Raw genomic sequence first — 24774 nt, 5'->3', positions numbered from 1 at the left:
CGGGACAAGATCAACACTCTGCGGCGACTTCTCCCTCCGTGAGGTGATATGCGGCACGTTCGTCGAGGAGCAGCGGGATCAGGGCGCGCTGCGACTGCCGCAGCGGTACGAGCACCCCGGTTCCGTCGGGCCTCGATTCGACGCCGTGCAGGGCGAGTTCGTCCCCCACGTCGGCGTACTGCGCGGGGGTGAGCCGGTAGCCGCACGGCGGGTCCTGGAGGATCTGGTCCGCCTTCGCCGGGTCGTTGTCGGCGCCGCCGAGATAGATCGGGCCGCGATCCTTGAAGCCCGCCGCACGTGAGGCGTTCGTGGCGGCCTCGAGGCTGCCGCGGTGTTCGCCGACGAAGGTGAACGCGCCTTTGAGCGCCGCCAGTTGGGTGTTCACCCGGCGGCGGTGGTTCAGCGACGCGTCCGCCTTCTCCGCCTCGCTGAGCGCGTCGACCCGGGTCTCCACGAGCAGGCCCGCAGCATGCTTGACCCCTGCCATGTTGCGCAGGATGCGTTCCTGGCCGTCCCCCGCGGTCTGCTTGATCGGGTCGCCGGTCACCGGGTCGGTCCAGATCCCGTAGATCCCGCTACTGAAGCCCGCCTTGCCCGCCGCCGGTCTGACGTACTGCTCGGAGAGGGACTTCGCCTCCGCGTGAACCCCGTCGCTGGTGTTGAGGTTGCGCGGCCACAGCGCCATCAGGTCCTTGTCGTAGTACGGCACGGTGGCGCCGTACTCGTGCAAGTCGTAGATGACATCGGGGTGTTGGTCGCGGATGACGGCGGCCATCGCCCGCGCCTCGGCCGTCTTGAGGGCGAGGTGGTCGCGGTTGATGTCCACCCCGTCCGAGTTGCCCCTGGTGTCGGCGGCGCGGCCGTCCGGGTTGGCGGTCGGTACGACCAGGACCGTGGTGCGGTCCAGGAAGCGCCGGGTCGCCGCGTCCTTCGCGTACGCGAGATTGCGGATCGTCGTCAGGCACGCCTCGCGGCCGGACGGTTCGTCGCCGTGCTGCGAGCAGATGAGCAGCATGACGTCGGCGGTGCGGTGCGTACCGATCCGTACCAGCTGGACCGGGCGGCCCTGCTGGGTCGTGCCGATGGTGCGGACCGTGGCGCGGTCGCTCCCCCGGTCCACGGCGGCCAGGAACTTCTGCTCCTCGGGCTGGGTCGTCCAGTCGGCGCCGTTGCTCGTCTCGAAACCGGTGCGCGGCGGGGTGGACGTCGCCTGGGCGGGCGCCGTGATCAGGGGCATCGCGGCGGCCGCAGCGGCGGCCCCGATCACGAGCGGACGGATGCGCGGGACCGGCGTCATCGGGCGGCACCGCCGGGTACGGCGAACGGGCGGATCGCGCCGGGCACCTTCAGGCCGTCGAGCCGGGACGGGGTGACCGCGTGGGCCGTGCCCGAAGTGGCCTGCGCGAAGGCCCTGGTGCCGCCGACGAGCGGCAGGTTCGCCGAGGTGCGCGAGAGGTCGACGGTGAGGGTGGGTGTGGTGCTCGGCGGGTCGATGAGGCCCGCGTCCGTACCCGCGACGATCAGGGCGAGGCGGTGGCCCGCCGGCACGACGTGGTCGGTCGCCGCCAGGTCGATGGTGATCGTGTACGCCTTGCCCGGGGAGAGCGTGCGGCCCTTGTGGTCGGAGGCGTAGTTGCCGAGGTCGGCCCAGCCGCGGCTGAACACGGTGTAGTCGACGGCCGCGGTTTTCGCCTTGGTGTCGAGGAAGCAGGAGCTGTCACCGGCGGTGCTCGCACCCCAGCAGCTGCGGGTGGTGAGTGTGGTGATGCCTTCCCCACCGGCGGAGTAGTTCCTGATGGTGTCGGGGCCGAGGTCGACGAGGACGGCCGAGAGATGGGCGGTCGCCGTGGTCGGGGTGGCGGTGACGGTGACCGTCGAGGAGCCGGAGAGCCTGAGGTCCTTGGTGAGCGGCTTGGTGGTGAAGCCGGTCTTGGCGGGCGTCGAGGTGTCGATCGCGGATGCCCAGTTGGTCTCGTCCTGCGCCGGGTCGTCGGTGAAGGTCTCGGTCGATCCGGGCCTCGCGGCCTTCAGGCCGAGGGTGCCCACTCCGGCCGAACTGCCGCTCGCGGGGCGGACTTTGGTGGTGTCGGTGGTGCGCGGCGGCCAGACCTTGTCGGTGGACCACTGGTCGGGGTGGCGCTCGATGTCGGCCATGGGCTCGTGGTCGATGCCGTTGTCGTAGCCGAGGAGGTAGTGGTCGAACCAGCGGTGCAGGGTGTCCACCCAGGCTCCGCGCCGGTAGTCGAAGGGGTCGACGTGGCCGGTCTGGGAGAGCCAGATCTTGCGCTCGACACCGTTCTTGGCGAGGGCGTCCCACCACTGGCCGAGGTGCTTGGTGCGGACGTTGAGGTCCTGCATTCCGTGGACGGCGAAGACGCTGGCCTTCACCTTGCCGGCGTCGGGAACGTAGTCGCGCTCGCTCCAGAGCTTCGTCCAGTCGCCGGTGCGCGGGGCTCCGTCGACGAGCTTCTTCTGCACGGCGGCGCAGCGGGCCAGCTGCTCGGGGCTGTCGACGTACTCGGCGAGGGAGTCGGGGCCCGAGTCGTAGAGCGGCGCGCCCTGCTGGAAGTAGTAGTCGTACCAGGAGGAGATGCCGGAGATCGGGACGATCGTCTTGAGGCCCTCGACTCCGGTGGCCGCGACGCCGTTGGCGATGGTGGCGTCCCAGCTCTTGCCGATCATGCCGGTCTTGCCGTTGGTCCAGTCGGCCTTCGCCGCGCGGGTGGCGCCGGTACGCGTGGTGTAGGCGCGGGCGCGGCCGTTGAGCCAGTCGACGGCGGCCTTGGCGGACTGGATGTCGGAGCGGCCGCCGATGTCGATGCAGCCGTCGGAGCGGTTGGTTCCGGCGAGGTCGACGGCGACGAAGGCGTAGCCGCGGGGTACGAAGTAGTTGTCGTAGAAGAGCGGGAACTGGACGACGTTCCCGTTGGCGTCGTAGGTCTTCAACTGGCTTTCGTTGCCGCGCCCGCAGCAAGAGTAGTACGGGCTGGCGTCCATGATCACGGGTATCTTCCGGCCCTGCTGGGCGGGCTCCCTGGGCCGGACGATGTCGACGGCGACCCGGTCGGTCTTCCCGTCCGCATCACCGTCGAGTCCGGTGTCCACCCAGACGGATTCGCGTATCGCGTTGTCGTACGAGTAGACGGGTCTGCTCTCCCGGGCCGGGGCGGCCTGCGCTCCGGAGGGCGAGACCAGCACGGCCATCAGGGCGGCGACCGCCCCCACCACCAGTGTTCTGCGTATCGGCATGGCCGGGAACGTACTCCGGTCAACTCCCGTGCAACAGGGGGCAGTAGACGCCTGAAAGCGGACCAAGACACCCAAGGGGCGACAGAGTGCATGGCGGCGGAATGGCAATTCTGTGACAGCACCCACCATGTCCATGACTGATGCACCGATCACTGCATAGGGTCCAGGAGATCTTCTGTCCCCATGACTAGGAGCACTCGTGCACCGCAGACTGATCGTCCCGAGCGCGCTCGCCGCCTCGCTGCTGCTGGCGATCCCGGCATCCGCGGCGGACTTCCACCCCGGAGCCCCCGGCATCGGCGACTCGTACTACCCCGCGTACGGCAACGGCGGATACGACGTCTCGCACTACGACCTCAGGCTCAGGTACCAGCCGGACAGCGACCGCCTGGACGGCACGGCGACGCTCCTCGCGAAGACCACCGAGGACCTGTCGCGCTTCAACCTGGACTTCCTGCTCGATGTGAGCGAGGTGCGCGTCAACGGCGCCAAGGCGTCCTTCGCCGCCTCCGGCCAGCACGAGCTGGAGATCACCCCGGCCAAGCCCCTGCCCAAGGGCACCTCGGTGACAGTCGTCGTCCGCTACAGCGGGGTTCCGTCCACGAAGACCGCGTACGGCTTCTCCACCTGGCACCGCACCCCCGACGGCGCGGTCGCGGCCGACGAGCCCGAATCAGCGTGGTGGTGGTACCCGAGCAACGACCACCCGCTCGACAAGGCGACGTACGACGTCTCGGTGACCGTGCCCGACGGCACGCAGGCGATCAGCAACGGCACGCTCCAGTCGCAGAGTTCGAAGCTCGGGAAGACCACCTTCAACTGGCGCTCCAACAAGCCGCAGGCGACATACCTGACGACCCTCGCGGTCGGGAAGTTCGACATCACCACCGGCACGACCGACTCGGGCATCCCGGTCGTCAACGCGTACAGCAAGGACCTCGGTGACAACGACGGGGCGGCGCGGGCGAGCGTCGAGCGGACCGGCGAGGTCGCCGACTGGCTGAGCGGGTACTTCGGTCCTTACCCCTTCAGCGCGCTCGGCGGCTACGTCCCGAACACGACGACGGGGTACGCGCTGGAGACGCAGACCCGGCCGTTCTACAGCCCCAAGCAGTTCGCGAACGGTTCGAACGTCTCGGTCGTCGTCCATGAGCTCGCCCACCAGTGGTACGGCGACGACGTCTCCCTCAAGGGCTGGAAGGACATCTGGATCAACGAGGGCTTCGCCCGCTACGCCCAGTGGCTCTGGTCGGACAGCGAGGGCGAGGGCACCACGCAGGAGCTCGCGGACTACGTGTACGCCTCGCACCCGGCCGACGACCCGTTCTGGACCATCAAGCCCGGTGACCCGGGCGCGGAGAACCAGTTCGAACTCCCCGTCTACGACCGGGGCGCGCTCGCGATCCAGGCGCTGCGCAACGAGATCGGCGACGACGCCTTCTTCGCGATCCTCAAGGGCTGGCCCAAGGAGCACGCCTACGGCAACGCCTCGGTGGCGGACTTCGAGCGGTACGCCGAGAAGATCTCCGGCAAGCCGCTCGCCGAGCTCTTCGACACCTGGCTGTTCCAGCCGGTGAAGCCCGCCTCGGCGGCGAAGGCCCAGGCGCGGATCGCCGTCGCCTCGGCCGTGCCCGCACAGCCGAAGTCCTGGAAGCAGATCGCCGCGACGAACACGATCCACGACCACTGACGGCGGCGGCAACCACGTAACGGGCGGTGGATACGCTGCAGGTCCACCGCCCGTCACGTCCCGCCGAGGAGTACGCGTGCCCGACCGAATCCGGCCCACCCTTGAAGCCGTCGCGGCCCACGCCGGCGTCTCCCGGGCGACGGCCTCGCGCGTCGTCAACGGCGGCGCGGGGGTGCGGGCACCTCTGGTGGAGCGGGTGCGCCTCGCGGTCGACGAGCTCGGTTACGTACCGAACCACGCGGCCAGGACTCTGGTCACCCGGCGCAACGGCGCGGTGGCGGTCATCATCGCCGAGCCGGAGATACGGATCTTCTCCGACCCGTTCTTCTCCCTCCAACTGCGCGGAATCAGCCGCGAGTTGACGGCGCACGACTCCCAGCTGGTGCTGCTCCTGGTGGAGGGCAGCGGGGACTACGACCGGATCGCCCGCTATCTCGCGGGCGGCCATGTCGACGGCGCGCTCGCCTTCTCCCTGCACACCCAGGACCGGCTCCCGGCCGTCACCCACCAGGTCGGCATCCCGACGGTCTTCGGCGGGCGCCCGGTGCACGCCGGTGCGGCGGACGAGCTGGCCGTGCCGTACGTCGACTGCGACAACCGGGGCGGAGCGGGCGACGCCGTACGTCATCTGGCCTCGCTCGGGCGCCGGCGGATCGCGCACATCGCGGGCCCGCAGGACCAGACGTCCGGTATCGACCGGCTCGACGGCTACCGGGACGTGGTGGGCGACGAGGATCCCACGCTCGTCGCACAGGGCGCCTTCACCGCCGACAGCGGGGCCCGGGCGATGGCCGAACTCCTCGACCGCCACCCGGACTTGGACGCCGTCTTCGCCGGGAACGACCTGATGGCCCAGGGTGCGCTGCGGGTCCTTCAGGAGCGGGGTCGGCGGATTCCCGAGGACGTCGCGGTCGTCGGCTTCGACGACATGGACTCGGTCGTCGAAGCCACGGATCCGCAGCTCACCACGGTCCGCCAGGACATCGAGGGGATGGGGCGACTGATGGTGCGGCTGCTGATCAGCGGGCTGGACAGCGGGGCCGACGGGACCGCGGACTCGGTGATCATGGAGACGGAGCTGGTGCGGAGGGCTTCCGCGTGAGGCTGCGGTGGCGGGCGCGGGCCTCGCGGGCCAGCGGGAGATAGCGCAGCCGCTCGGGCAGTACGGGCACCACGGCCCGGACGACGCGGCCGAACCGGCGCAGTCTGCGCTCCTGGGCCTCCGTCCACTCCAGGCCGAGCACCTCGCGCGCCTCGGGCGGCATGAAGCCGATGGTGGCGAAGCGCCGGAAGCGGGCGATCGGGGGCAGCAGGACGGGCCAGAGCACGCGCAGCAGCAGGCGCAGCGGGAGCGGGCCGCGGTCGGGGGCGGAGATGACGGTGTCGGTGGCGAGGAGCTCCTTCACAACCGGGGTCGCCTCGATCTCCTCTGCCAGCACCTTGTAGTAGTACGGCCAGAAGTCCTCGATGGTCTGCGGCATGTCCCGGTCGTGGATGCCGAGGATCCGGCCGACCTGGAGCCACTCCGCGTAGAGCTGTCGCTCCTGGGCCTCGGTATAGGGGCGGCCTATGTACTTCCGCGCGTGGTGGAAGACCGGGAAGCCGGTGGCGTGGACCCACGCGTAGTGGGCGGGGGTGAGCGCGTGGTAGCTGCGGCCCCGGGTGTCGGTGCCCTGGATGGTGCGGTGCATACGGCGCAGCCGCCGGCCCTCCTCGGCCGCGGCCTCCCCGCCGTACACCCAGAGCTGTACGGACCGCAGTGAGCGTTCGCCGCGCCCCCAGGGGTCTGTGCGGAAGACGGAGTGCTCGTCGACACCGGCGCCGACGGCCGGGTGGGCGACCTGCATGACGAGGGCCGCGGGCAGGGTGAGCAGCATCCGGAGGTCGCCGGCCTCGCTCCACAGGACCCCGCCGGGCGGGGGCGGTGTCGGGTCCGGGGTGCGAGGGCTCATCCCTCCAGTATGCGATCAGCCTGGTCAGGGCCGTGCCGAGGGGTCAGTCGACGCTGCGCTGCCGTACCGGCTCGCCCAGGATCCGCTCGGCCAGCTCCACCGCGAGCTCCTCGACATGCGTACGGAGCTCGGCTTCGGCGGCCGTGCGCTCGGCCTCGATCACCACGGTCCCCTCGGCCACAATGGCCTCCTTCTCCCGTATCCCCTCGGCCCGGGCCTCGGCGATCGCGGCCGCCCCCTCCTCCTTGGCCTGCTGCCGGATGCGGGAGGCCTCGTGCCGGGCGTCGGCGAGCGCGGCCTGGTAGTCCGCGTGGATCTCCTCCGCCTGCACACGCAGATCCTCGGCCCGCTCCTGCTGCCCGTGGATGGCGTCGTCGCGGGCTGCGATGGTGCGAGCGATACGCGGGAGGAGGACCTTGGCCAGGACGAGGTAGAGGAGGGCGAACAGCACGACCCCGAAGAGCAGTTGGGTGTTGTCGGGCTTCAGCGGCCCCAGATCCACGGCAAGCTTCTGCATACCTACCAACTACCAGCAATCAAGCGGACTTTGACACCCTCCGGACACACCTCTTGTGTTTTCGTACGCAGCTCACACGTGGTCGTAGACCGTGACGCGGAGGCCGCGTGCCACGAGGCGCTCGGCTATGAAGGGTTCGACGCGGGCCCACTTCCCGCCGGCCAGCCCGCAGCCGATGCGCGGCATATGGACCGAGGCGCCGAGTTCGACAGCCTTGTCGGCCACAGCGCCCAGCGCGGTGTCGATGGCCTCGTACCGCACGGGCACGCCCTTGCTGCCGGTGCGTATCCCGCGCTGGCCGACCATGTTCGCGACCCGGATGTACGGGCCGACTTCGACGAACTGCACGGCGCCGAGCCCGAAGTCGTTGCCCGCGCGCTCGCGATGCCAGCGCCGGTAGGCCGCCTCGGGCTCGGGCCAGCGGCGCGAGACGGCCAGCACGAAGCCCTTGCCCCAGCCGCCCAGGTCGTTGCAGACGTGCGCGATCACCTTGACACCTTTGCCTTGCGGCGCGGTGGCGTCCCCTTGTACGTACTCGATCCCCGTCATGACCCCACGCTACGAGCCGCCACTGACAATCCGGTGGGACAACGGCAGGCGCTTTCGCAACTGTGGTGAGACAGCAATACTGTTCCACGGATCAATCCCGTGCCACAGGACATACAACGAGGGGCGCAGCCATGGCCACAGAGACCGAGCAGCCGACGCTCACGGTCGACGAACTGGCCGCCCGCGCCGGAGTCACCGTGCGCACCGTCCGTTTCTACAGCACCCGCGGACTGCTGCCCCCGCCCGTCATCGGGCCCCGGCGCGTGGGGCACTACGGCCCCGAGCACCTCTCCCGGCTCGCGCTCGTCGAGGAGTTGCAGCACCAGGGGATGACGCTGTCGGCCATCGAGCGCTACGTGACGCAGTTGCCGGCCGACCTCAGCGCCCACGATCTCGCCATCCACCGTGCCCTGGTGGCCTCTTGGGCCCCCGACTCGGCCCAGGAGGCCACGCGCGCCGAGCTGGAACGGCGGGCCGGGCAGGCGCTGTCGGAGAAGGACATCGACCGGCTCGCCGCGATGAACGTGCTGGAGCGGGGCGACGCTCCGGACACCTTCCGGGTCGAACCCGGGCTGCTGCGGCTCGGCGTACAGCTCCTGCAGGTTCCGATCTCCTTGGACACGCTGCTGGCCGCGCGCGACGTCGTACTCGAACACTCGCGGCAGACCGCGAAGGAGCTGACCCGGCTCTTCCAGGACGAGGTGTGGGGTCCGTACAGCGAGAGCGAGCACAACCCCGAGGCGGTGGAGACGATGAAGACGCTCTCCGCCCATATGCAGCCGATGGTGGTTCAGGCTCTGGTGACGGCCTTCCAGCGCTCCCTGAAGGAGGAGTTGCGCGCCCGGTACGCCGGGGAGTGAGCGCCGGGGCTCACGCCTCGGGCTGGAGTGCCCTGCGGATGCCGGTCAGTCCGTACTCGAAGGCGCGGTCGACGTCGCCCCCGAGCTGGAAGGCGCCGTTGAGCTCCATCTCGATGAATCCCGTGGCCCAGGCCGTCACCAGGCGGGCCGCGTCGAGCTCGTCCCGCTCGCCCACGAGTTCCCTGGAGGCGCGCAGGACCGGGCCGGCCGCGCGGGCGAGCGACTGGGGTGGTGCGTGTGCGGAGTGGATCAGCCGGAACCCCTCGGGCCAGGACCGGGCGAATTGCCGGTAGCTGCGCAGCAGTTCCTCGAGCGAGCCGTCCGTCGACTCCAGTCGGGCGGTCAGGTCGTCGACGGTGGCCTCGGCCACGGCTGCCAGCAGCGCCGCGCGATTGCCGACGTGCTTGTACAGCGACGGGGCCCGCACTCCCTCCCGCGCGGCGACGCTCTGCATCGTCAACCCGTGCTGGCCGCTTGCCTCCAGCAGAGCGCGGCCCGTGGCCACGATCCTGCTGAGCGAGGTCTTCTCCGGGGTCGGCATCGTCCGTCTCTCCGTACTGAAAGCTATTGACGTTAGCCATCATAGCTAAGTAGCGTAGCCATCACCAACCTCCGTCCTGGCTCCGGGAGAGAACGATGAAACTCGCACCGCATCTGCACCGCCTCGGCAACGACGTGGTGGCGTGCTACCTCATCGACACCCCCGAGGGCATCACGCTCGTCGACGCGGGCATGCCCGGCCACTGGAAGGATCTGCAGCGCGAACTCAGCTCTCTGGGCAAGACCGCGGACGACATCCGCGGCCTCGTACTGACCCACGGCGACGCCGACCACATCGGCTTCGCCGAACGCCTGCGCAGCGAGCACGGCGTACCGGTGTTCGTGCACGCCGCCGACGCGGACCGCGCCCGTACGGGAGAGAAGCCCAAGACCGCGACCGGCCCAATGCGGCTGGGACCGGCGCTCACATTCTTCGGGTACGGCATCCGCAAGAACGCCCTGCGCACCCGCTACGTCGGCGAAGTGACCGAGATCGCCGACGGCGACGTCCTGGACCTGCCGGGGAGCCCCGTGATCGTGGGCATGCCGGGGCACTCCCCGGGCAGCGTGGCCGTGCACATCCCCGTCGCCGACGCGGTCTTCGTCGGCGACGCCCTCACCACCCGGCACGTCCTCACCGGTCGCACCGGACCGCAGCCCGCACCCTTCACCGACGATCCGGCCGAGGCGCTCGCCTCCCTCGACCGGATCGCCCCACTGGAGGCGTCCTGGGTGCTCCCGGGCCACGGCACCCCCTGGCGCACCTCACCGGCACAGGTGGGCGAGGCGGTCAGGAAGGGCTGAGCACGCCGGGCGAGCCTCTCCGCATCAGCTGAAGCGCTCGCCCTTCTCCGCCTTCTCCACCAGCAGCGCGGGCGGCGTGAAGCGCTCGCCGTAGCGGGCGGCCAGTTCACGGGAGCGTGCTACGAAGCCGGGCAGGCCGCCCTCGTAGCCGTTGATGTACTGGATGACGCCGCCCGTCCAGCCGGGGAAGCCGATGCCGAAGATCGAGCCGATGTTGGCGTCGGGCACCGTCATCAGCACGCCCTCCTCGAAGCAGCGCACCGTGTCCAGCGCCTCCGAGAACAGCATCCGCTCCTGCATGTCGAGGAACGGGATCTCCGTGCCCTGCTGCGTGAAGTGCTCGCGCAGGCCCGGCCAGAGGCCCGCCCGCTTGCCGTCGACGTACTCGTAGAAGCCTGCTCCGCCGCTGCGTCCCGTACGGCCGAACTCGTCCACCATCCGGTCGATCACCGCGTCCGAGGGGTGGCCGGCCCAGGTGCCGCCCGCCTCCTCGACCGCGCGCCGCGCCTCGTTGCGGATCTTGCGCGGCAGGGTGAGCGTCAGCTCGTCCATCAGGGAGAGCACCTTCGCCGGGTAGCCCGCCTGGGCCGCCGCCTGCTCGATGGACGCGGGGTCCGCGCCCTCGCCGAGCATCGCGACGCCCTCGTTGATGAACTGGCCGATCACACGCGAAGTGAAGAAGCCGCGCGAGTCGTTGACGACGATCGGGGTCTTCTTGATCTGCCGTACGAGGTCGAAGGCACGGGCCAGCGCCTCGTCACCCGTCCGCTCGCCCTTGATGATCTCGACCAGCGGCATCTTGTCGACCGGCGAGAAGAAGTGCAGGCCGATGAAGTCCGCCGGGCGCGAAACCCCTTCGGAGAGAAGGGTGATGGGGAGCGTGGAGGTGTTGGAGCAGAGGAGCGCGTCGGGGCCGACGACGTCCTGGATCTCCTGGAACACCTTGTGCTTGAGGGAGACGTCCTCGAAGACCGCCTCGATCACCGTGTCGCAGCCCGCCAGGTCGGCAGGGTCGGCGGTCGGCCTGATCAGGGCGAGGAGCGCGTCGCGCTTGGCCTCGGTCGTACGGCCCCGGGAGAGCGCCTTCGCCAGGATCTGCTCCGAGTACGCCTTGCCCTTGGCCGCCGCCTCCGGGGTGACGTCCTTGAGGACGACCTCGATGCCGGCGCGGGCGCAGGAGTACGCGATGCCCGCGCCCATCATCCCGGCGCCGAGCACGGCGACCTTGCGGGTGGGGCGCGGTGCGATGCCCTGGGGGCGGCTGGCACCGGAGTTGACGGCCTGCAGGTCGAAGAAGAACGCCTGGATCATGTTCTTGGCGACCTGGCCGGTGACCAGCTCCGTGAAGTACCGGGCCTCGATGGTCTGCGCGGTCTCGAAGTCGACCTGCGAGCCCTCGACGGCGGCCGCCAGGATGTTGCGCGGCGCCGGGTAGTTCGCGCCGTTGATCTGCTTCTTCAGGTTGGCGGGGAAGGCGGGGAGGTTGGCGGCGAAGCGCGGGTTGGATGGGGTGCCGCCGGGGATCTTGTACCCCTTGACGTCCCAGGGCTGCTGGGAGACCGGGTGCGCGTCGATGAAGGCGCGGGCCGCCGCGAGCATCTCCTCGGTGGAGGCGGCCACTTCGTGGACCAGGCCGTTCTCCAGGGCGCGCTGCGGGCTGTACTGGGTGCCCTGGAGGAGGACCTTCAGGAGGGCGTCGGCGATGCCCATCAGCCGTACCGTACGGGTCACGCCGCCGCCCGCGGGAAGCAGGCCGAGCGTGACCTCGGGGAGGCCGATCTTGGAGCCGGGCGCGTCGAGGGCGATGCGGTGGTGGCAGGCGAGGGCGATCTCGTAACCGCCGCCCAGCGCCGCCCCGTTGATCGCGGCGACGACGGGCTTGCCGAGGGTTTCGATGCGGCGCAGGGCGTGCTTGATCGCCATGCCCGCGTCGAAGGCCTGCTGGGCCTGGGCGGGGCCGACCTGGATCATGTCCTTGAGGTCGCCGCCCGCGAAGAAGGTCTTCTTGGCGGAGGTGAAGACGATGCCGCGGACGCTGTCCTTCTCCGCCTCCAGGCGGTCCGCGACGGCCGCGATGGAGTCCTTGAACGCCTGGTTCATGGTGTTGGCGGACTGGTTCGGATCGTCGAGGACGAGGGTGACGACGCCGCTCTCGTCCTGTTCCCAGCGGATGGTGGTGTTCTCGCTCATGGTCTGGCTGCTCCGGGGAGAGGAGGGATGAGGGCGGGGGGTCAGAGACGCTCGACGACGGTGGCGACGCCCATGCCGCCGCCGACGCAGAGGGTGGCGAGGCCGTAGCGCTGGTCGCGGCGCTCCAGTTCGTCGATGAGCGTGCCGAGGATCATCGCGCCGGTGGCGCCGAGCGGGTGGCCGAGCGCGATGGCGCCGCCGTTGACGTTGATCTTCTCGATCGGTACGCCGACGTCCTTGGCGAAGCGCAGCACGACGCCCGCGAACGCCTCGTTCATCTCGAAAAGGTCGATGTCGTCGATGGTCAGTCCGGCCTTGGCGAGCGCCTTGTGCGTGGCGGGCGCGGGACCCGTCAGCATGATGGTCGGCTCGGATCCGGAGACCGCCGCGGAGACGATACGGGCGCGGGGCGCCATGCCGTAGCGCTCGCCGACCTCGCGCGAACCGATCGCGACGAGGGACGCACCGTCCACGATGCCCGAGGAGTTGCCCGCGTGGTGGACGTGGTCGATCTTCTCCACCCAGTGGTACTTCTGCAGCGCCACCGCGTCGAAGCCGCCCATCTCGCCGATCGCCGCGAAGGAGGGCTTGAGGCCTGCGAGGGACTCGGCGGTCGTGCCCGGGCGCATGTGCTCGTCGTGGTCGAGTACGACGAGGCCGTTGCGGTCGAGGACGGGGACGACGGAGCGCTGGAAGCGGCCGTCCTTCCATGCCTCGGCGGCGCGCTCCTGGGAGAGCGCGGCATAGGTGTCCACGTCGTGGCGGGTGAAGCCCTCGATGGTGGCGATGAGGTCGGCGCCGACGCCCTGGGGGGCGAAGCCGGTGTCCCAGTTGGTCATCGGGTCCATGGCCCAGGCGCCGCCGTCGGAGGCCATCGGGACGCGGGACATCGACTCGACGCCACCCGCCAGGACGAGGTCCTCCCAGCCCGAACGGACCTTGGCGGCGGCCAGGTTGACGGCCTCCAGGCCCGAGGCACAGAAGCGGTTCTCCTGGACGCCGGCGACGGTGTCGGGCAGTCCGGCCGCGACGGCAGCGATGCGGGCGATGTCCGATCCCTGGTCGCCGACCGGGGAGACGACACCGAGCACGATGTCGTCGATGGCCGCCGGGTCCAGGTTCGGGAAGCGGCGCCGCATCTCGTGGATCAGGCCGACGACCAGGTCGATCGGCTTGGTGCCGTGCAGGGCGCCGTTGGCCTTTCCGCGTCCGCGCGGGGTGCGGATCGCGTCGTACACATACGCTTCGGTACTCAAGACAGCTGCCTTTCAAGGGGTGCGGGGGGGTACGAGGGGGCTGGTCAGCCGAGGAGGGAGCGGCCGATGATCTCCTTCATGATCTCGGTCGTACCGCCGTAGATCGTCTGGATACGGCCGTCGGTGAAGGCTCTCGCGACCCGGTACTCGGTCATGTATCCGTAGCCGCCGTGCAGTTGCAGGCACCGGTCGGCGACACGCTTCTGGAGCTCGGTGGCCCACCACTTCGCCATCGAGGCGTGGACCGCGTCGAGTTCCCCGTTCGAGTGATCGACGATGCACCGGTCGAGGAACGTACGGGTGACGGCGCACTCGGTGGCCATCTCCGCGATCTCGAACCGGATGTGCTGGAGCTTGGAGAGCGGCCGCCCGAAGGCCTCGCGCTCCTTGACGTACTCCATGGTGATCTCGAGGAGGTACTCGGCGGCGGCGATCCCGGCGACCGCGATGCCCATCCGCTCCTGCGCCAGATTGGTCATCAGGTGGACGAAGGCGCCGTTGAGCTCGCCGAGGAGGTTCTCCTTCGGGACGCGTACGTCGTTGAAGAACAGCTCCGCGGTGTCCTGCGACTTCTGCCCGATCTTGTCCAGGTTGCGGCCGCGTTCGAAGCCTTCCGCGCCGCGCTCGACGACCAGCAGCGACAGACCCTTCGCGCCGCCCTCGGGGGACGTCTTGGCGACGACGATCACCAGGTCGGCGAGGATCCCGTTGGAGATGAAGGTCTTGGAGCCGTTGAGCAGCCAGTGGTCGCCGCGGTCCTCGGCGCTGGTGCGGATCCCCTGGAGGTCGCTGCCCGCACCCGGTTCCGTCATCGCGATCGCCGTGATGATCTCGCCGCTGCAGAAGCCGGGGAGCCAGCGCCGCTTCTGCTCGTCCGTTCCGAGGCCGGTGAGGTACGGGCCGATGATGTCGTTGTGCAGCCCGAGCGCGAGACCTGCGGCACCGGCGCGGGTGAACTCCTCGGCCAGTACGGCGCTGTAGCGGAAATCGGCGTTCCCGCCGCCGCCGTACTCCTCGGGGACGGCGAGGCCGAGGAGGCCCTGCTTCCCCGCCGCCCGCCAGGCGTCGCGCGAGACGATGCCGCCTTTCTCCCACTGCTCGTAGTGCGGCAGAACCTCCTTGGCAAGGAATGCACGCACGGTCTCGCGGAATGCGTCGTGCTCGGCGTCGAACAGCTGCCGCTTCAACGGAGTTCCTCCTTGGCGAGGCCGGGCACGTCCCAGTCGGCGGCCACCTCGGCGGTGTCGGCGCCGGGCTGTGCCGGGCCCCGGTGTACGGATCCCGGCGTCGCGGAGAAGCGCGGCGCGGGGGCGGGCTGGGTGATGCCGCTGTGCTCCACGAAGGTGGCGCGCGCGGCGAGATGCGGGTGGGTGGGGGCTTCGCGCAGGGAGAGCACGGGGGCCACACAGGCGTCGGAGCCTTCGAAGATCTCGGTCCACTCCGCGCGGCTCTTCGTCCTGAAGCGGTCGGTGACGGCGGTGCGCAGTTCGTCCCAGCGGGTGAGGTCCTTGCGCTCGGGTGCCTGGCCCTCCAGGCCGAGCAGCCGGATGAACTCGTCGTAGAACTGCTGCTCCAGGGGGCCGACGGCCATGTACGCGCCGTCCGCGGTCTCGTACGTGCCGTAGAAGGGGCAGCCCCCGTCGAGGAGGTTGGCGCCGCGGCGGTCCTGCCAGCCGCCCGCCGCCATCATCCCGTGGATCATCGTGGCGAGATGCGTGGCGCCGTCGACGATGGCCGCGTCGACGACCTGGCCCGTGCCGCCTTCGGAGCGGGCGTGCTGGAGCGCGGCGAGGACGCCGACGACGAGGTAGAGCGAGCCGCCCGCGTAGTCCCCGACGAGGTTGGCCGGTACGGTCGGCGGCTCGCCCGGTTTGCCGATCATGCCGAGCGTCCCGGTGATCGCGATGTACGCGATGTCGTGGCCGGCCCGCTGGGCGAGGGGGCCTTCCTGGCCCCAGCCGGTCATCCGCCCGTACACCAGCCGCGGATTGCGGGCGAGGCAGGCGTCGGGGCCCACGCCGAGCCGCTCGGCCACTCCGGGTCTGAACCCCTCGACGAGGATGTCGGCGCGCTCGACCAGGTCCAGGACGCGGTCAGGGCCGTCCGCCGCCTTGAGGTCGATCAGCACCGAGCGTTTGTTGCGATTGGTCAGGTCGTACGCCGGATTCACCGCGAGGCCACCGCCGCCCGGCCGGTCGACCCGTACGACGTCGGCGCCGAGGTCGGCGAGGAGCATCGCGGCGAACGGGCCGGGCCCGATACCCGCCAGCTCGACCACGCGTACCCCGGCGAGCGGGCCGTTCCCTGTCGCTGCCATCAAGCCCCCAGCTGTATGACACTTCTGATGTAACATCAGTGATGCTAAGAACGTGTTCCACTCTGCACAAGCCCCTGAGCCAAGCAAGCGCTCAGTTTCTCCACTCTCCCCTAGAGTGCCGCAGATGAGCAGACACATAGCCTTCGACCGGCTGCACAACTTCCGTGACCTGGGCGGCTACCGCACCACGGACGGGCAGACGGTCCGGCCGGGCCTCCTCTACCGCTCCGACTCGCTCGGCAAGCTGGCCGACGACGACTGGGACCGCTATCTGGCACTCGGCGTCCGCACCGTGATCGATCTGCGCTACCCGTGGGAGATCGAGGCCAAGGGCCGGGTCCCCGGGCACGCCGGGCTCACGTACCACAACCTCTCCATCGAGCACCGCCCCTACGACCAGGCGGCACTCGGCGCCGATGTGCCCGTCGGCCGCTATCTCGCCGACCGCTTCGACGAGGTGGCACACGACGGGGTGAAGGAGATCCGGCAGGTCCTCGATGTGATCGCCGCCCCGTCCGAGGGCCCGGTGGTCTTCCACTGCGCGTCAGGAAAGGACCGCACCGGGCTGATCGCCGCCCTGGTCCTGGACCTTGTGGGGGTCGACGAGAAAACCGTCGTCGAGGACTTCGCCCTCACCGAACTGGCCTCGGAGCGGCTGCTCGCCGACTGGATCGCCGACCACGACGGACGGCGGCCGGTCTGGCCCGGATACGGCCGTGCCCCGGCCGAGATCATGCAGCTCTTCCTCGACGGCATCAACGCACGCCACGGATCCCTCACCGGCTACGCGCGGGAGCAGCTCGGTGTGGACGACGAGCTGATCTCCGCACTGTCGGCACGGCTCCTCACACGCTAGCCTCAGCCACCGACAACGACGCGGTACGGAACGGCGGAGGGCACAGTGGAGAGGCAGTACGACATCGTGCTCTTCGGGGCGACGGGCTTCGTGGGCACGCTGACCGCGGAGTATCTCGCCGCCCACGTGCCCGCCGAGTGCCGCTGGGCGCTCGCGGGACGCGACCTGGAGAAGCTGAAGGCGCTGCGCGAGCGTCTCGTCGCGATCGACCCCGCTTGCGCGACGCTGCCGCTCGTCGAAGCCGACTCCTCGGACCCCCTCTCGCTGCAGGCGCTCGCCGAGTCGGCGCGGGTGGTGGCCACGACGGTCGGTCCGTACATCTGGTACGGCGAGGGTCTTGTCGCCGCCTGCGCGGAGGCGGGCACCGACTATGTGGACCTCACGGGCGAGCCGGAGTTCGTCGACGCGATGTTCGTACGGCACGACGCGCGGGCCCGTGAGACCGGGGCGCGCCTGGTGCACGCGGCGGGCTTCGACTCCGTACCCAACGACATCGGCGTGTACTTCACCGTCCAGCAGCTCCCGGAGGGGGTGCCGCTGCGCATCGACGGTTTCGTGACGACGCACGCGACCTTCTCCGGCGGCACCTTCGCCTCCGCACTGACCGCGATGAGCCGCGGCCCCCAGGTGCTCAGGGCGGCGCAGGACCGGCGCCGACACGAGGCGCGGCTGGTGGGGCGGCGGGCCCGCGGCCCCGTCGGGGCGCCGCACTTCAGCCGGGAGACGGGGCTGTGGGCGCTGCCCCTGCCGCTCATCGACCCGCAGGTGGTGGCCCGTTCGGCGGCCGCGCTCCCCCGGTACGGGCCCGACTTCCGCTACCGGCACTTCGCGGGCGTCAAGCGGCTGCCGACCGCGCTCGGCGCCCCGGTCGGGGCGGGCGCGATGCTGGCGCTGGCCCAACTCCCGCCCGTACGCGACTGGTTGATGAGCCGGGTCGCGCCCGGCAGCGGTCCGAGCCAGGAGCGGCGCAGCCGGAGCTGGTTCGTGACGCGCTTCGTGGGCGAGGGCGGCGGGCGCCGCGTCTTCACCGAGGTGTCGGGCGGGGACCCCGGTTACGACGAGACGGCGAAGATGTTCGCCGAGGCCGCCCTGAGCCTGGCCTTCGACGAACTCCCGAGCACGTCCGGGCAGGTCACGACGGCCGTGGCGATGGGCGACGCGCTGCTGGGACGGCTGCAGGCGGCCGGGCTGCGGTTCCGGGTGGCGGACGCGCGCTAGGAGCGGATACCGGCGGGGTCAGGCCGAGCGGCTGGCCACCGCGATCACGAGCAGGACCGTGGCCGCCGCACAGACCCCGTGGGCGACAACTCCCCTGACGGGGAAGTGCCGTTCGGGGGTCTTCTGGCTCCCCTGCGCATGCCGCCCCGGGCTGGGCAGCCAGCGGAAGAGCATCATCGCGCCGAACGAGGCGACGACCAGCACCACCCCGCAGGCCGCCCACGCAGAGGCCTTCATATGACCGAACAGGTAGAGAGCCCAGGCGGCGAGACCCGCCACCGCCAGCCCCACATGGCCCATGATCAGCCAGACCGGCAGACGCGTGACTCCCGCCGACCGCTGCCGCAGACCGCCGTGACGCAGCCAGATCATGAACAAGTAGAGACCCAGCGACGCCGTCAGCAGCCAGGCTCCCAGAACGACAAACCCCATGGCCCCCGCCCCTCGTCGGCCCCGTCCGGCGCCGCGCACTCATTAGAGACCCGCCCCCGGCGCACGCCGGGACAAAGGTTCCGCGCGTTACCCGAAAGGGTGAACGGGGGTGCCAATTAGGATCGATCGCATGACAACGCCCGCTGCCGCCCGCACCCTGACCACCCTGGACGGGCTCCTCGCGCTCGGCGAGCAGCGGCAGGGCGCGCTGTGGCGGCTGGCCGAGCCCGGCCGCGGGCTCGACGCCAATGTCGTACGGCTCGGTCCCGGCGCCGTGGTCGGCGAGCACAGCGACGACGTACTCGACGTGCTTCTGGTGGTGCTGGACGGGGAGGGGCAACTCGTCACCCCCGAGGGCCGGCAGGAGCTCGTACGGCACACCGTCGTCTGGCTGCCCCGGACCTCGCGCCGGTCACTGGAGGCCGGTGCGCAAGGTCTCGTCTATCTGACGGCGCATCGCCGCCGGCCGGGCATGGCCATCGCGGGCGCGGTGACCGATACGGGCGGCGAGGCGGCCTGTCTGCTCGACCGGGTCTGCCCGGAGTGCGGACGGCTCGCCCCCGAGCGCGACGCGCGCTTCTGCGGCAACTGCGGGCAGGCGCTCAGCCGCTGAGGGCCCAGGACCCGATGGTCAGGGCCATCAGTCCGATCCAGACGGCGGCAACCAGTGCGGCGACGCCGAGTATGGCCAGGACGGTGCGTTCGGCGGTGGTGGAAGAGCTGCGCGGTGTTGTCATGCACCCACTCTGTCGATCTTGAGGCGGGGTCGGTATCCGTACTCGTACTCAGATCTCGGAACCCTCTATCGAAGCGCTTCGACATCGCGTAATTTGATTCGCGCATCCACCACGCAAGGAACCTCTATGAAGTTCACGAACGGCTTCTGGCTCATGCGCGAGGGCGTCCGCGCCTCGTACGCGACCGAAGTACGCGACCTCCAGGTCGGACCGGGCCGCTTCACCGCATACGCCTCCGTCACCAAGGTCGCCTCCCGCGGCGACACCCTCAACTCCCCCCTGATCACCGTCGAATGCCACTCCCCCGCGGAGGGCGTCATCGGCGTACGGGCCACGCATCACGCCGGAAAGTCCCGCCCCGGGCCGGACTTCGAACTTCCGGGCGCCGACACGACGCCGGCCGCCCGGACCCGGCGCGAAGGCGCGGTCACCGAGCTGGTCAGCGGTCCGCTCACACTGCGGATGGACGGCGAGGGGCCCTGGGGGCTGCGCTTCCTCGACGAGGACGGGCGTCAGCTGACCGCCGTCGAGCCCAGGGGCACGGCCTTCGCCACGGCCCCTGACGGCAGCCATCACATGGTCGCCCAACTCGCGCTCGGTGTCGGCGAGTCCGTCTATGGGCTCGGGGAGCGCTTCACCCCGTACGTCAAGAACGGCCAGACGGTCGACATCTGGCAGTCGGACGGCGGCACCAGCAGCGAGCAGGCGTACAAGAACGTCCCCTTCTACATGTCGTCGCGGGGGTACGGCGTCTTCGTCAACCACCCGGGGAAGGTCTCCTTCGAGATCGGCTCGGAGTCGGTGGGGCAGGTGCAGTTCAGCGTCGAGGACCAGTCGCTGGAGTACTTCGTGGTGGCCGGTCCGACGCCCAAGGACGTGCTGCGGCGCTACACGGCGCTGACGGGGCGGCCCGCGCTGCCGCCCGCCTGGTCGTTCGGGCTGTGGCTGACGACGTCCTTCTGCACGGAGTACGACGAGGCGACCGTCACGTCGTTCGTGGACGGCATGGCGGAGCGGGACATACCGCTGTCCGTCTTCCACTTCGACTGTTTCTGGATGCGCGAGTACCAGTGGTCGGACTTCGCCTGGGACCCGGAGGTCTTCCCCGATCCGGAGGGCATGCTGGCGCGGCTGAAGGAGCGCGGGCTGCGGATCAGCATGTGGATCAACCCGTACATCGCGCAGAAGTCCGCACTCTTCGCGGAGGCCGCTGAACTGGGCTTTCTGGTACGGAGACCCAATGGCGACATCTGGCAGTGGGACCTGTGGCAGCCCGGCATGGCGCTGGTCGACTTCACGAATCCGGCGGCGCGGGAGTGGTACGCGGGGAAGCTGCGGGTCCTGCTCGGCCAGGGGGTCGACTGCTTCAAGACGGACTTCGGGGAGCGCATTCCGACCGATGTGGTCTGGCACGACGGGTCCGATCCGGAGCGGATGCACAACTACTACGCGCACCTCTACAACAAGACGGTTTTTGATCTGTTGGAGAAGGAGCGCGGGCACGGGGAGGCTGTCGTCTTCGCGCGGTCGGCGACCGCGGGCGGGCAGCAGTTCCCGGTGCACTGGGGCGGTGACTGTTTCGCCTCGTTCAATGCGATGGCGGAGTCGTTGCGGGGTGGTCTGTCGCTGTCGCTGTCGGGGTTCGGGTTCTGGAGCCATGACATCGGGGGGTTCGAGGGGACGCCCGATCCGGCGGTCTTCAAGCGGTGGCTGGCGTTCGGGCTGCTGTCGTCGCACAGCAGGCTGCACGGGAACGTCTCGTACCGCGTGCCGTGGGAGTTCGGCGAGGAAGCGGTGGAGGTGACGCGGCAGTTCACGCTGCTGAAGCACCGGCTGATGCCGTATCTGTACGGGGTGGCGGCGGAGGCGCACCGGACGGGGGTGCCGATGATGCGGCCGATGCTGCTGGAGTTCCCCGGGGATCCGACGGCGCGGACGCTGGACCGGCAGTACATGCTCGGGCCCGATCTGCTGGTCGCGCCGGTGTTCGCGGAGGACGGGGAGGTCGAGTACTACCTGCCCGAGGGGGTGTGGACGCATCTGCTGAGCGGGGAGACGGTCGCGGGGCCGGTGTGGCGGCGGGAGACGTACGGCTTCGACAGCCTGCCGTTGTTTGTGCGGGCGGGGGTGGTGCTGCCGTGGGGGGCGGATGATCAACGGCCGGACGGGGAGTGGCTGGAGGGGCTGACGTTGCGGGTGTTCGAGTTGGGGGAGGACCCGGTTGTGGTGAACGTTCCGGATCGGACGGGGGCGGTGGCTGCGACGTTCCGGGTGGAGCGGGTGGGGGGTGCGGTGCGGGTCTCCGGGGACGGGGTGGAGGGGGTTGCGGTGCGGCTGGGGTGACGGCGGAGGGTATCCCCAATCCCGCCCCTTCCCGAAACTGGGGCTGCGCCCCAGGCCCCCTGGCTCGGGTGTGCGTGGCCCCCAATTCGGGGGCTCCGCCCCCGGACCGCTGGTTTTGCGCCTAAACCGGCGCCGCTCTCGCGGAGGTGGTTGGCGTGGGTGGGGGTTACTCAATGGCCGCTTGCGGTCCGTTCGGACGCGACACCGACCGAAGGCCGCGTACGGCAGAGCAGCGGCCCGGCACGATAATTCCGTGCCGGGCCGCTGTTCGGCTCCCCCGGACCCTCAGCCGGAGAAGCCGAGGTGCGCGAGCCTCACCGACCCGCGCAGCTTCAGGTGGACGTCGTGCACTCCGGACACCTGGAGTTCCGCGTCCAGCGTCGTGTAGGCGTACGGGCTCCCCGTCGGTGGGACGTCCACCCGTACCGTCGTACCCGCCACCTCGACGGCGACCGAGCCCTCCCCGGACGCCGTCACCACCACTCCGGTGACGCCCGCCCCGAAGTCGCAGGCGCGGAAGACCAGTTCGGCCTCCGCCCCCTCCGCCGGCGTCACCGCGTCTCCCGAGACCTTCGTCCGGTCCACCAGTTCCGCAGCCCGCTGCTCGTCGAAGTCCGATGCCTCGAGACCCTGCGCGCGTACGGGGCGCGGGCCGCGTGTGTCGCCCTCCACCGTCAGCGACTCCGTCTGGCGGATGTCCGTACTGGACGCGCCGGCCAGGAGTTCGTACGTTCCCGACTCGACCGTCCAGCGGCCGTGCGCCACGTCCCAGTGGCCCAGCGCGGACACCGGGACGTCGAACGCGACGCGCTCGGCCGCCCCCGGAGCCAGGTGCAGCCTCCGGTGCGCAACCAGTTCGCGGGACGCGCGCGGGACCGACGCGTCCACGGCGCGTGCGTACAGCTGCGCCACCTCGTCGGACGCCACCGACCCCGTGTTGGTGACCGTGAACGCCACACGCATCAGGTCACCGTCGCGTTCCGCGGTCAGGCCCTCGTAGCGGAACGTCGAGTAGGTCAGGCCGTGGCCGAAGGCGTAGAGCGGGGTGCCGTCGAAGTACAGGTACGTCTGGCGCGAGCCGATGATGTCGTAGTCCAGCAGGCCGGGCAGGTCCGCGTCGGAGGCGTACCAGGTCTGGGGGAGGCGGCCGGCTGGGGAGACGTCGCCCGCCAGTACGCGGGCCAGTGCCGTGCCCGCCGCCTGGCCGCCGTGCGCGGTCCACAGCAGCGCGGGGAGTTCTTCGTGCGCCTCGGGGACCGCGTAGGGGTACGCCGAGGTGAGCACCAGCGCAGTGCGCGGGTTCGCCTCGCGGGCCGCACGCCACAGTCTGTCCTGCTGGGGCGGGAGAGAAAGCGTCGTACGGTCCTCGGTCTCCCGGCCGTTGATGTGCGGGTCGTTGCCCGCGACGACGATCACCACGTCCGCGTCCGCCGCGGCCCGCGCCACCGCGTCCTCGCCGCGCTCGATCACCTCGACGGAAAAAACTTCTCCCGACTCGGCAACCTTTGCGCCGCCGGCGGCAACCGAGACGCAGAGACCCGTCCCTGTGTGCCTGAGGAGGTGCCCGCCGTCGTGCTCTTCCAGCGTGAACGTCTCCTGGACGACCCAGCCTCCGGGCTCGTCCGCGGACGCCCGTACGTAGCCGTCCTCGGCGACCGACAGGTACCTTCCGTCGGCCGCGCGCAAGGTCAGAACTCCGTCGCCCCAGTCGATCAGGGCCAGTTCGGACGCGGTGTCGCCGCAGGTCAGCGGCGGAAGGTCGGTGCGGCCCGCGAGCAGGGCCGGGTCGAGTGCGCCCTCGGCTCCGCGCGTCTCGGCCTCGCCGTCGTACTCCGGCACCCGGAGCCAGCCGGCCGCCGTCCTCAGCCGTACGCGGTCGGCGCCCTCGGCGTGGACGACCGCGTCCGCGCCGAAGCGGGCCCGCAGGCCGTCGAGCGGGGTGGAGCGGTGGATGAGGGTGCCGCTGTACCAGTCGAGTTTGCACTCGTCGGCGAGCAGTCCGACCACCGCGATCCGCTGCCCTGCGGCGAGCGGCAGCAGGCCGTCGTTCTTGAGGAGGACGATCGCCTGTTCCGCCGCTTCCTGGGCGAGTGCCCGGTGTTCGGGGGTGTCGAAGTCCGCCGTCGCGGCGTACGGGTCGAGTCCGGGGTCGAACTCACCGAGCCCGAAGCGCACCGCCAGCTGCCTGCGCACCGCCGTGTCGATGTCGTCCTGGGTGATCAGTCCCTGCTCCAGGGCGCCGCGGATCCGGCCGATCATGATGGTGGAGTCCGTGCCGTGGTCGGTGAAGCTGTCGACGCCGGCCTTGAGGGAGGCCGCGGTGGCCTCCTCGTGGGTGTCGAAGTAGTTCTCGGAATCGACCAGGTTGGAGGGCGCGCCCGCGTCCGAGCAGACCAGCAGCGGCTGGTCGGTCCAGGTGCGCAGGTGCTCGCCGAGGAGCGGGGAGACGTGGTTGGGGCGCCCGTTGACCAGGTTGTACGCGGGCATGACACCAGCCACCGCCCCCGCGCGGACCGCGTCGCGGAACGCCCTCAGGTCGTACTCGTGCAGCACGCGCGGGCGCACGGAGGACGAGGTGGTGTCGCGGCGTGTCTCGTTGTTGTGCGCGAGCCAGTGCTTGAGCACGGGGGCCGTGCGCCAGAACCGCGGGTGGTCGCCGCGCAGTCCGCGCGTGTACGCCACCGCGATGGCGGAGGTCAGAGCGGGGTCCTCGGAGTAGCCCTCCTCGCCCCTCCCCCACAGCGGGTTTCTCAGCAGATTCACAGTCGGCGCCCATACGTTGAGGCCGACCCGGTCGTCCTGCGCGCGCAGGGCACGGACCTCGGTGCCCACCGCCTCGCCCACCCGCCGCACGAGCTGCTCGTTCCAGGTGGCGCCGAGCCCCACGGCCTGAGGGAAGACCGTCGCCCTGCCCATCCAGGCGACGCCGTGCAGCGCCTCCTGCCCGGTGCGGAACGCGGCCACGCCGAGCCGTTCCACGGCGGGTGCGAACTGGTGCAGCATCGCGATCCGTTCCTCGGCCGTGAGCCGCGCGAGGAGGTCGTCGATGCGCTTGTCCTGCGACAACTGCGGGTCACGGAAGGGCTGTTGGAGGTCGGTCACGTGCTGATCCCCTTGCAGAGGTCGGAGGTTGATCGTTCGAAGCGCTTCGATGCTGAGCCGCCGCAGAGTCAAGTGTCAAGACATGAAGGGGTCACAACTCAAGTGCTATGTACGTCCCATAGCGAAATGGATCAGAAACATGGGCGAGGTTTCTTGAAATCA

21 protein-coding genes are annotated in these 24774 nt (G+C 70.3%); 8 read left to right on the top strand and 13 right to left on the bottom strand.

Features of this window, described 5'->3' with window-relative positions:
- Nucleotides 1-10 precede the first annotated feature (10 nt).
- Both OG707_RS35970 and OG707_RS35965 read right to left on the bottom strand, forming a co-directional pair.
- Nucleotides 11-1297, bottom strand: coding sequence for a M14 family metallopeptidase (locus OG707_RS35970; protein ID WP_329125950.1), 1287 nt, complete (start codon nucleotides 1295-1297; stop codon nucleotides 11-13).
- On the bottom strand, nucleotides 1294-3249 hold the full coding sequence (locus OG707_RS35965) for a Xaa-Pro dipeptidyl-peptidase (protein ID WP_329125949.1): 1956 nt from the start codon (nucleotides 3247-3249) through the stop codon (nucleotides 1294-1296). Before OG707_RS35965 ends, OG707_RS35970 begins: the two co-directional genes overlap by 4 nt.
- Nucleotides 3250-3448: 199 nt before the next feature.
- Between OG707_RS35965 and OG707_RS35960 the strand changes: the two genes are divergently transcribed.
- Together OG707_RS35960 and OG707_RS35955 are read left to right on the top strand one after the other, a co-directional pair.
- On the top strand, nucleotides 3449-4939 hold the full coding sequence (locus OG707_RS35960; RefSeq protein WP_329125948.1) for a M1 family metallopeptidase: 1491 nt from the start codon (nucleotides 3449-3451) through the stop codon (nucleotides 4937-4939).
- A gap of 76 nt (nucleotides 4940-5015) precedes the next feature.
- Entirely contained in the window at nucleotides 5016-6041 is a 1026-nt protein-coding gene (locus OG707_RS35955) for a LacI family DNA-binding transcriptional regulator (protein ID WP_329125947.1), read from the top strand.
- On the opposite strand, the gene OG707_RS35950 is transcribed toward OG707_RS35955, so the two are convergent.
- From OG707_RS35950 to OG707_RS35940, 3 genes are all read right to left on the bottom strand, one after another.
- Nucleotides 6004-6891 carry an oxygenase MpaB family protein gene (locus tag OG707_RS35950; RefSeq protein WP_329125946.1) on the bottom strand — a complete coding sequence of 296 codons (888 nt, stop codon included), beginning with the start codon at nucleotides 6889-6891 and terminating at the stop codon, nucleotides 6004-6006. The two genes, OG707_RS35955 and OG707_RS35950, sit on opposite strands and share 38 nt — an antisense overlap.
- Nucleotides 6892-6934: 43 nt before the next feature.
- Entirely contained in the window at nucleotides 6935-7408 is a 474-nt protein-coding gene (locus OG707_RS35945; RefSeq protein ID WP_329125945.1) for an ATP synthase F0 subunit B, read from the bottom strand.
- Nucleotides 7409-7480: 72 nt separating this feature from the next.
- Nucleotides 7481-7957 carry a macro domain-containing protein gene (locus tag OG707_RS35940; protein ID WP_329125944.1) on the bottom strand — a complete coding sequence of 159 codons (477 nt, stop codon included), beginning with the start codon at nucleotides 7955-7957 and terminating at the stop codon, nucleotides 7481-7483.
- Between the two features lie 131 nt (nucleotides 7958-8088).
- Here OG707_RS35940 and OG707_RS35935 point away from each other — a divergent pair, with 131 nt between their 5' ends.
- Nucleotides 8089-8817 (top strand): MerR family transcriptional regulator, encoded by a 729-nt coding sequence (locus OG707_RS35935; RefSeq protein WP_329125943.1) that lies wholly within the window; start codon nucleotides 8089-8091, stop codon nucleotides 8815-8817.
- Between the two features lie 10 nt (nucleotides 8818-8827).
- Here OG707_RS35935 and OG707_RS35930 read toward each other — a convergent pair whose 3' ends face one another.
- The gene (locus OG707_RS35930; protein WP_329125942.1) at nucleotides 8828-9358 is read right to left on the bottom strand and encodes a TetR/AcrR family transcriptional regulator; all 531 of its coding nucleotides are present in this window, start codon (nucleotides 9356-9358) and stop codon (nucleotides 8828-8830) included.
- Nucleotides 9359-9453: 95 nt separating this feature from the next.
- On the opposite strand from OG707_RS35930, the gene OG707_RS35925 reads away from it, so the two are divergent.
- Entirely contained in the window at nucleotides 9454-10161 is a 708-nt protein-coding gene (locus OG707_RS35925; RefSeq protein ID WP_329125941.1) for an MBL fold metallo-hydrolase, read from the top strand.
- Between the two features lie 24 nt (nucleotides 10162-10185).
- On the opposite strand, the gene OG707_RS35920 is transcribed toward OG707_RS35925, so the two are convergent.
- The 4 genes from OG707_RS35920 to OG707_RS35905 are packed head-to-tail and all read right to left on the bottom strand — an operon-like array spanning nucleotide 10186 to nucleotide 15924.
- Nucleotides 10186-12351 carry a 3-hydroxyacyl-CoA dehydrogenase NAD-binding domain-containing protein gene (locus OG707_RS35920; protein WP_329125940.1) on the bottom strand — a complete coding sequence of 722 codons (2166 nt, stop codon included), beginning with the start codon at nucleotides 12349-12351 and terminating at the stop codon, nucleotides 10186-10188.
- A gap of 41 nt (nucleotides 12352-12392) precedes the next feature.
- Nucleotides 12393-13607 (bottom strand): acetyl-CoA C-acetyltransferase, encoded by a 1215-nt coding sequence (locus OG707_RS35915; protein WP_329125939.1) that lies wholly within the window; start codon nucleotides 13605-13607, stop codon nucleotides 12393-12395.
- Between the two features lie 44 nt (nucleotides 13608-13651).
- Nucleotides 13652-14794, bottom strand: a complete 1143-nt coding sequence (locus tag OG707_RS35910; RefSeq protein ID WP_329125938.1) for an acyl-CoA dehydrogenase family protein — start codon at nucleotides 14792-14794, stop codon at nucleotides 13652-13654.
- Entirely contained in the window at nucleotides 14791-15924 is a 1134-nt protein-coding gene (locus OG707_RS35905; protein ID WP_329125937.1) for a CaiB/BaiF CoA transferase family protein, read from the bottom strand. Before OG707_RS35905 ends, OG707_RS35910 begins: the two co-directional genes overlap by 4 nt.
- Before the next feature lie 124 nt (nucleotides 15925-16048).
- Here OG707_RS35905 and OG707_RS35900 point away from each other — a divergent pair, with 124 nt between their 5' ends.
- Together OG707_RS35900 and OG707_RS35895 are read left to right on the top strand one after the other, a co-directional pair.
- Nucleotides 16049-16780 carry a tyrosine-protein phosphatase gene (locus OG707_RS35900; RefSeq protein WP_329125936.1) on the top strand — a complete coding sequence of 244 codons (732 nt, stop codon included), beginning with the start codon at nucleotides 16049-16051 and terminating at the stop codon, nucleotides 16778-16780.
- 45 nt (nucleotides 16781-16825) lie between these two features.
- Nucleotides 16826-17998, top strand: coding sequence for a saccharopine dehydrogenase family protein (locus OG707_RS35895; protein ID WP_329125935.1), 1173 nt, complete (start codon nucleotides 16826-16828; stop codon nucleotides 17996-17998).
- 18 nt (nucleotides 17999-18016) lie between these two features.
- Here the strand turns inward: OG707_RS35895 and OG707_RS35890 are convergent, their stop codons facing one another.
- Nucleotides 18017-18430, bottom strand: a complete 414-nt coding sequence (locus OG707_RS35890; protein WP_329125934.1) for a hypothetical protein — start codon at nucleotides 18428-18430, stop codon at nucleotides 18017-18019.
- A gap of 130 nt (nucleotides 18431-18560) precedes the next feature.
- On the opposite strand from OG707_RS35890, the gene OG707_RS35885 reads away from it, so the two are divergent.
- Nucleotides 18561-19043 (top strand): zinc ribbon domain-containing protein, encoded by a 483-nt coding sequence (locus OG707_RS35885; RefSeq protein WP_329125933.1) that lies wholly within the window; start codon nucleotides 18561-18563, stop codon nucleotides 19041-19043.
- Here OG707_RS35885 and mmpA read toward each other — a convergent pair.
- Complete coding sequence (gene mmpA, locus OG707_RS35880) at nucleotides 19033-19167, bottom strand: morphogenic membrane protein MmpA (protein ID WP_329125932.1); 135 nt, start codon at nucleotides 19165-19167, stop codon at nucleotides 19033-19035. The genes OG707_RS35885 and mmpA overlap by 11 nt on opposite strands.
- Nucleotides 19168-19293: 126 nt before the next feature.
- Between mmpA and yicI the strand changes: the two genes are divergently transcribed.
- Nucleotides 19294-21510: an alpha-xylosidase gene (gene yicI, locus OG707_RS35875; RefSeq protein ID WP_329125931.1), complete on the top strand. Its 2217-nt coding sequence runs from the start codon at nucleotides 19294-19296 to the stop codon at nucleotides 21508-21510.
- 285 nt (nucleotides 21511-21795) lie between these two features.
- On the opposite strand, the gene OG707_RS35870 is transcribed toward yicI, so the two are convergent.
- Complete coding sequence (locus tag OG707_RS35870; RefSeq protein ID WP_329125930.1) at nucleotides 21796-24612, bottom strand: glycoside hydrolase family 3 C-terminal domain-containing protein; 2817 nt, start codon at nucleotides 24610-24612, stop codon at nucleotides 21796-21798.
- Between the last annotated feature and the right edge of the window lie 162 nt (nucleotides 24613-24774).

Origin of the sequence: Streptomyces sp. NBC_01465, assembly GCF_036227325.1 — a bacterium.
GTDB lineage: Bacteria > Actinomycetota > Actinomycetes > Streptomycetales > Streptomycetaceae > Streptomyces.
Note: the sequence above shows the minus strand (reverse complement) of the source record. Positions and strands in the feature narration are given on the sequence as shown.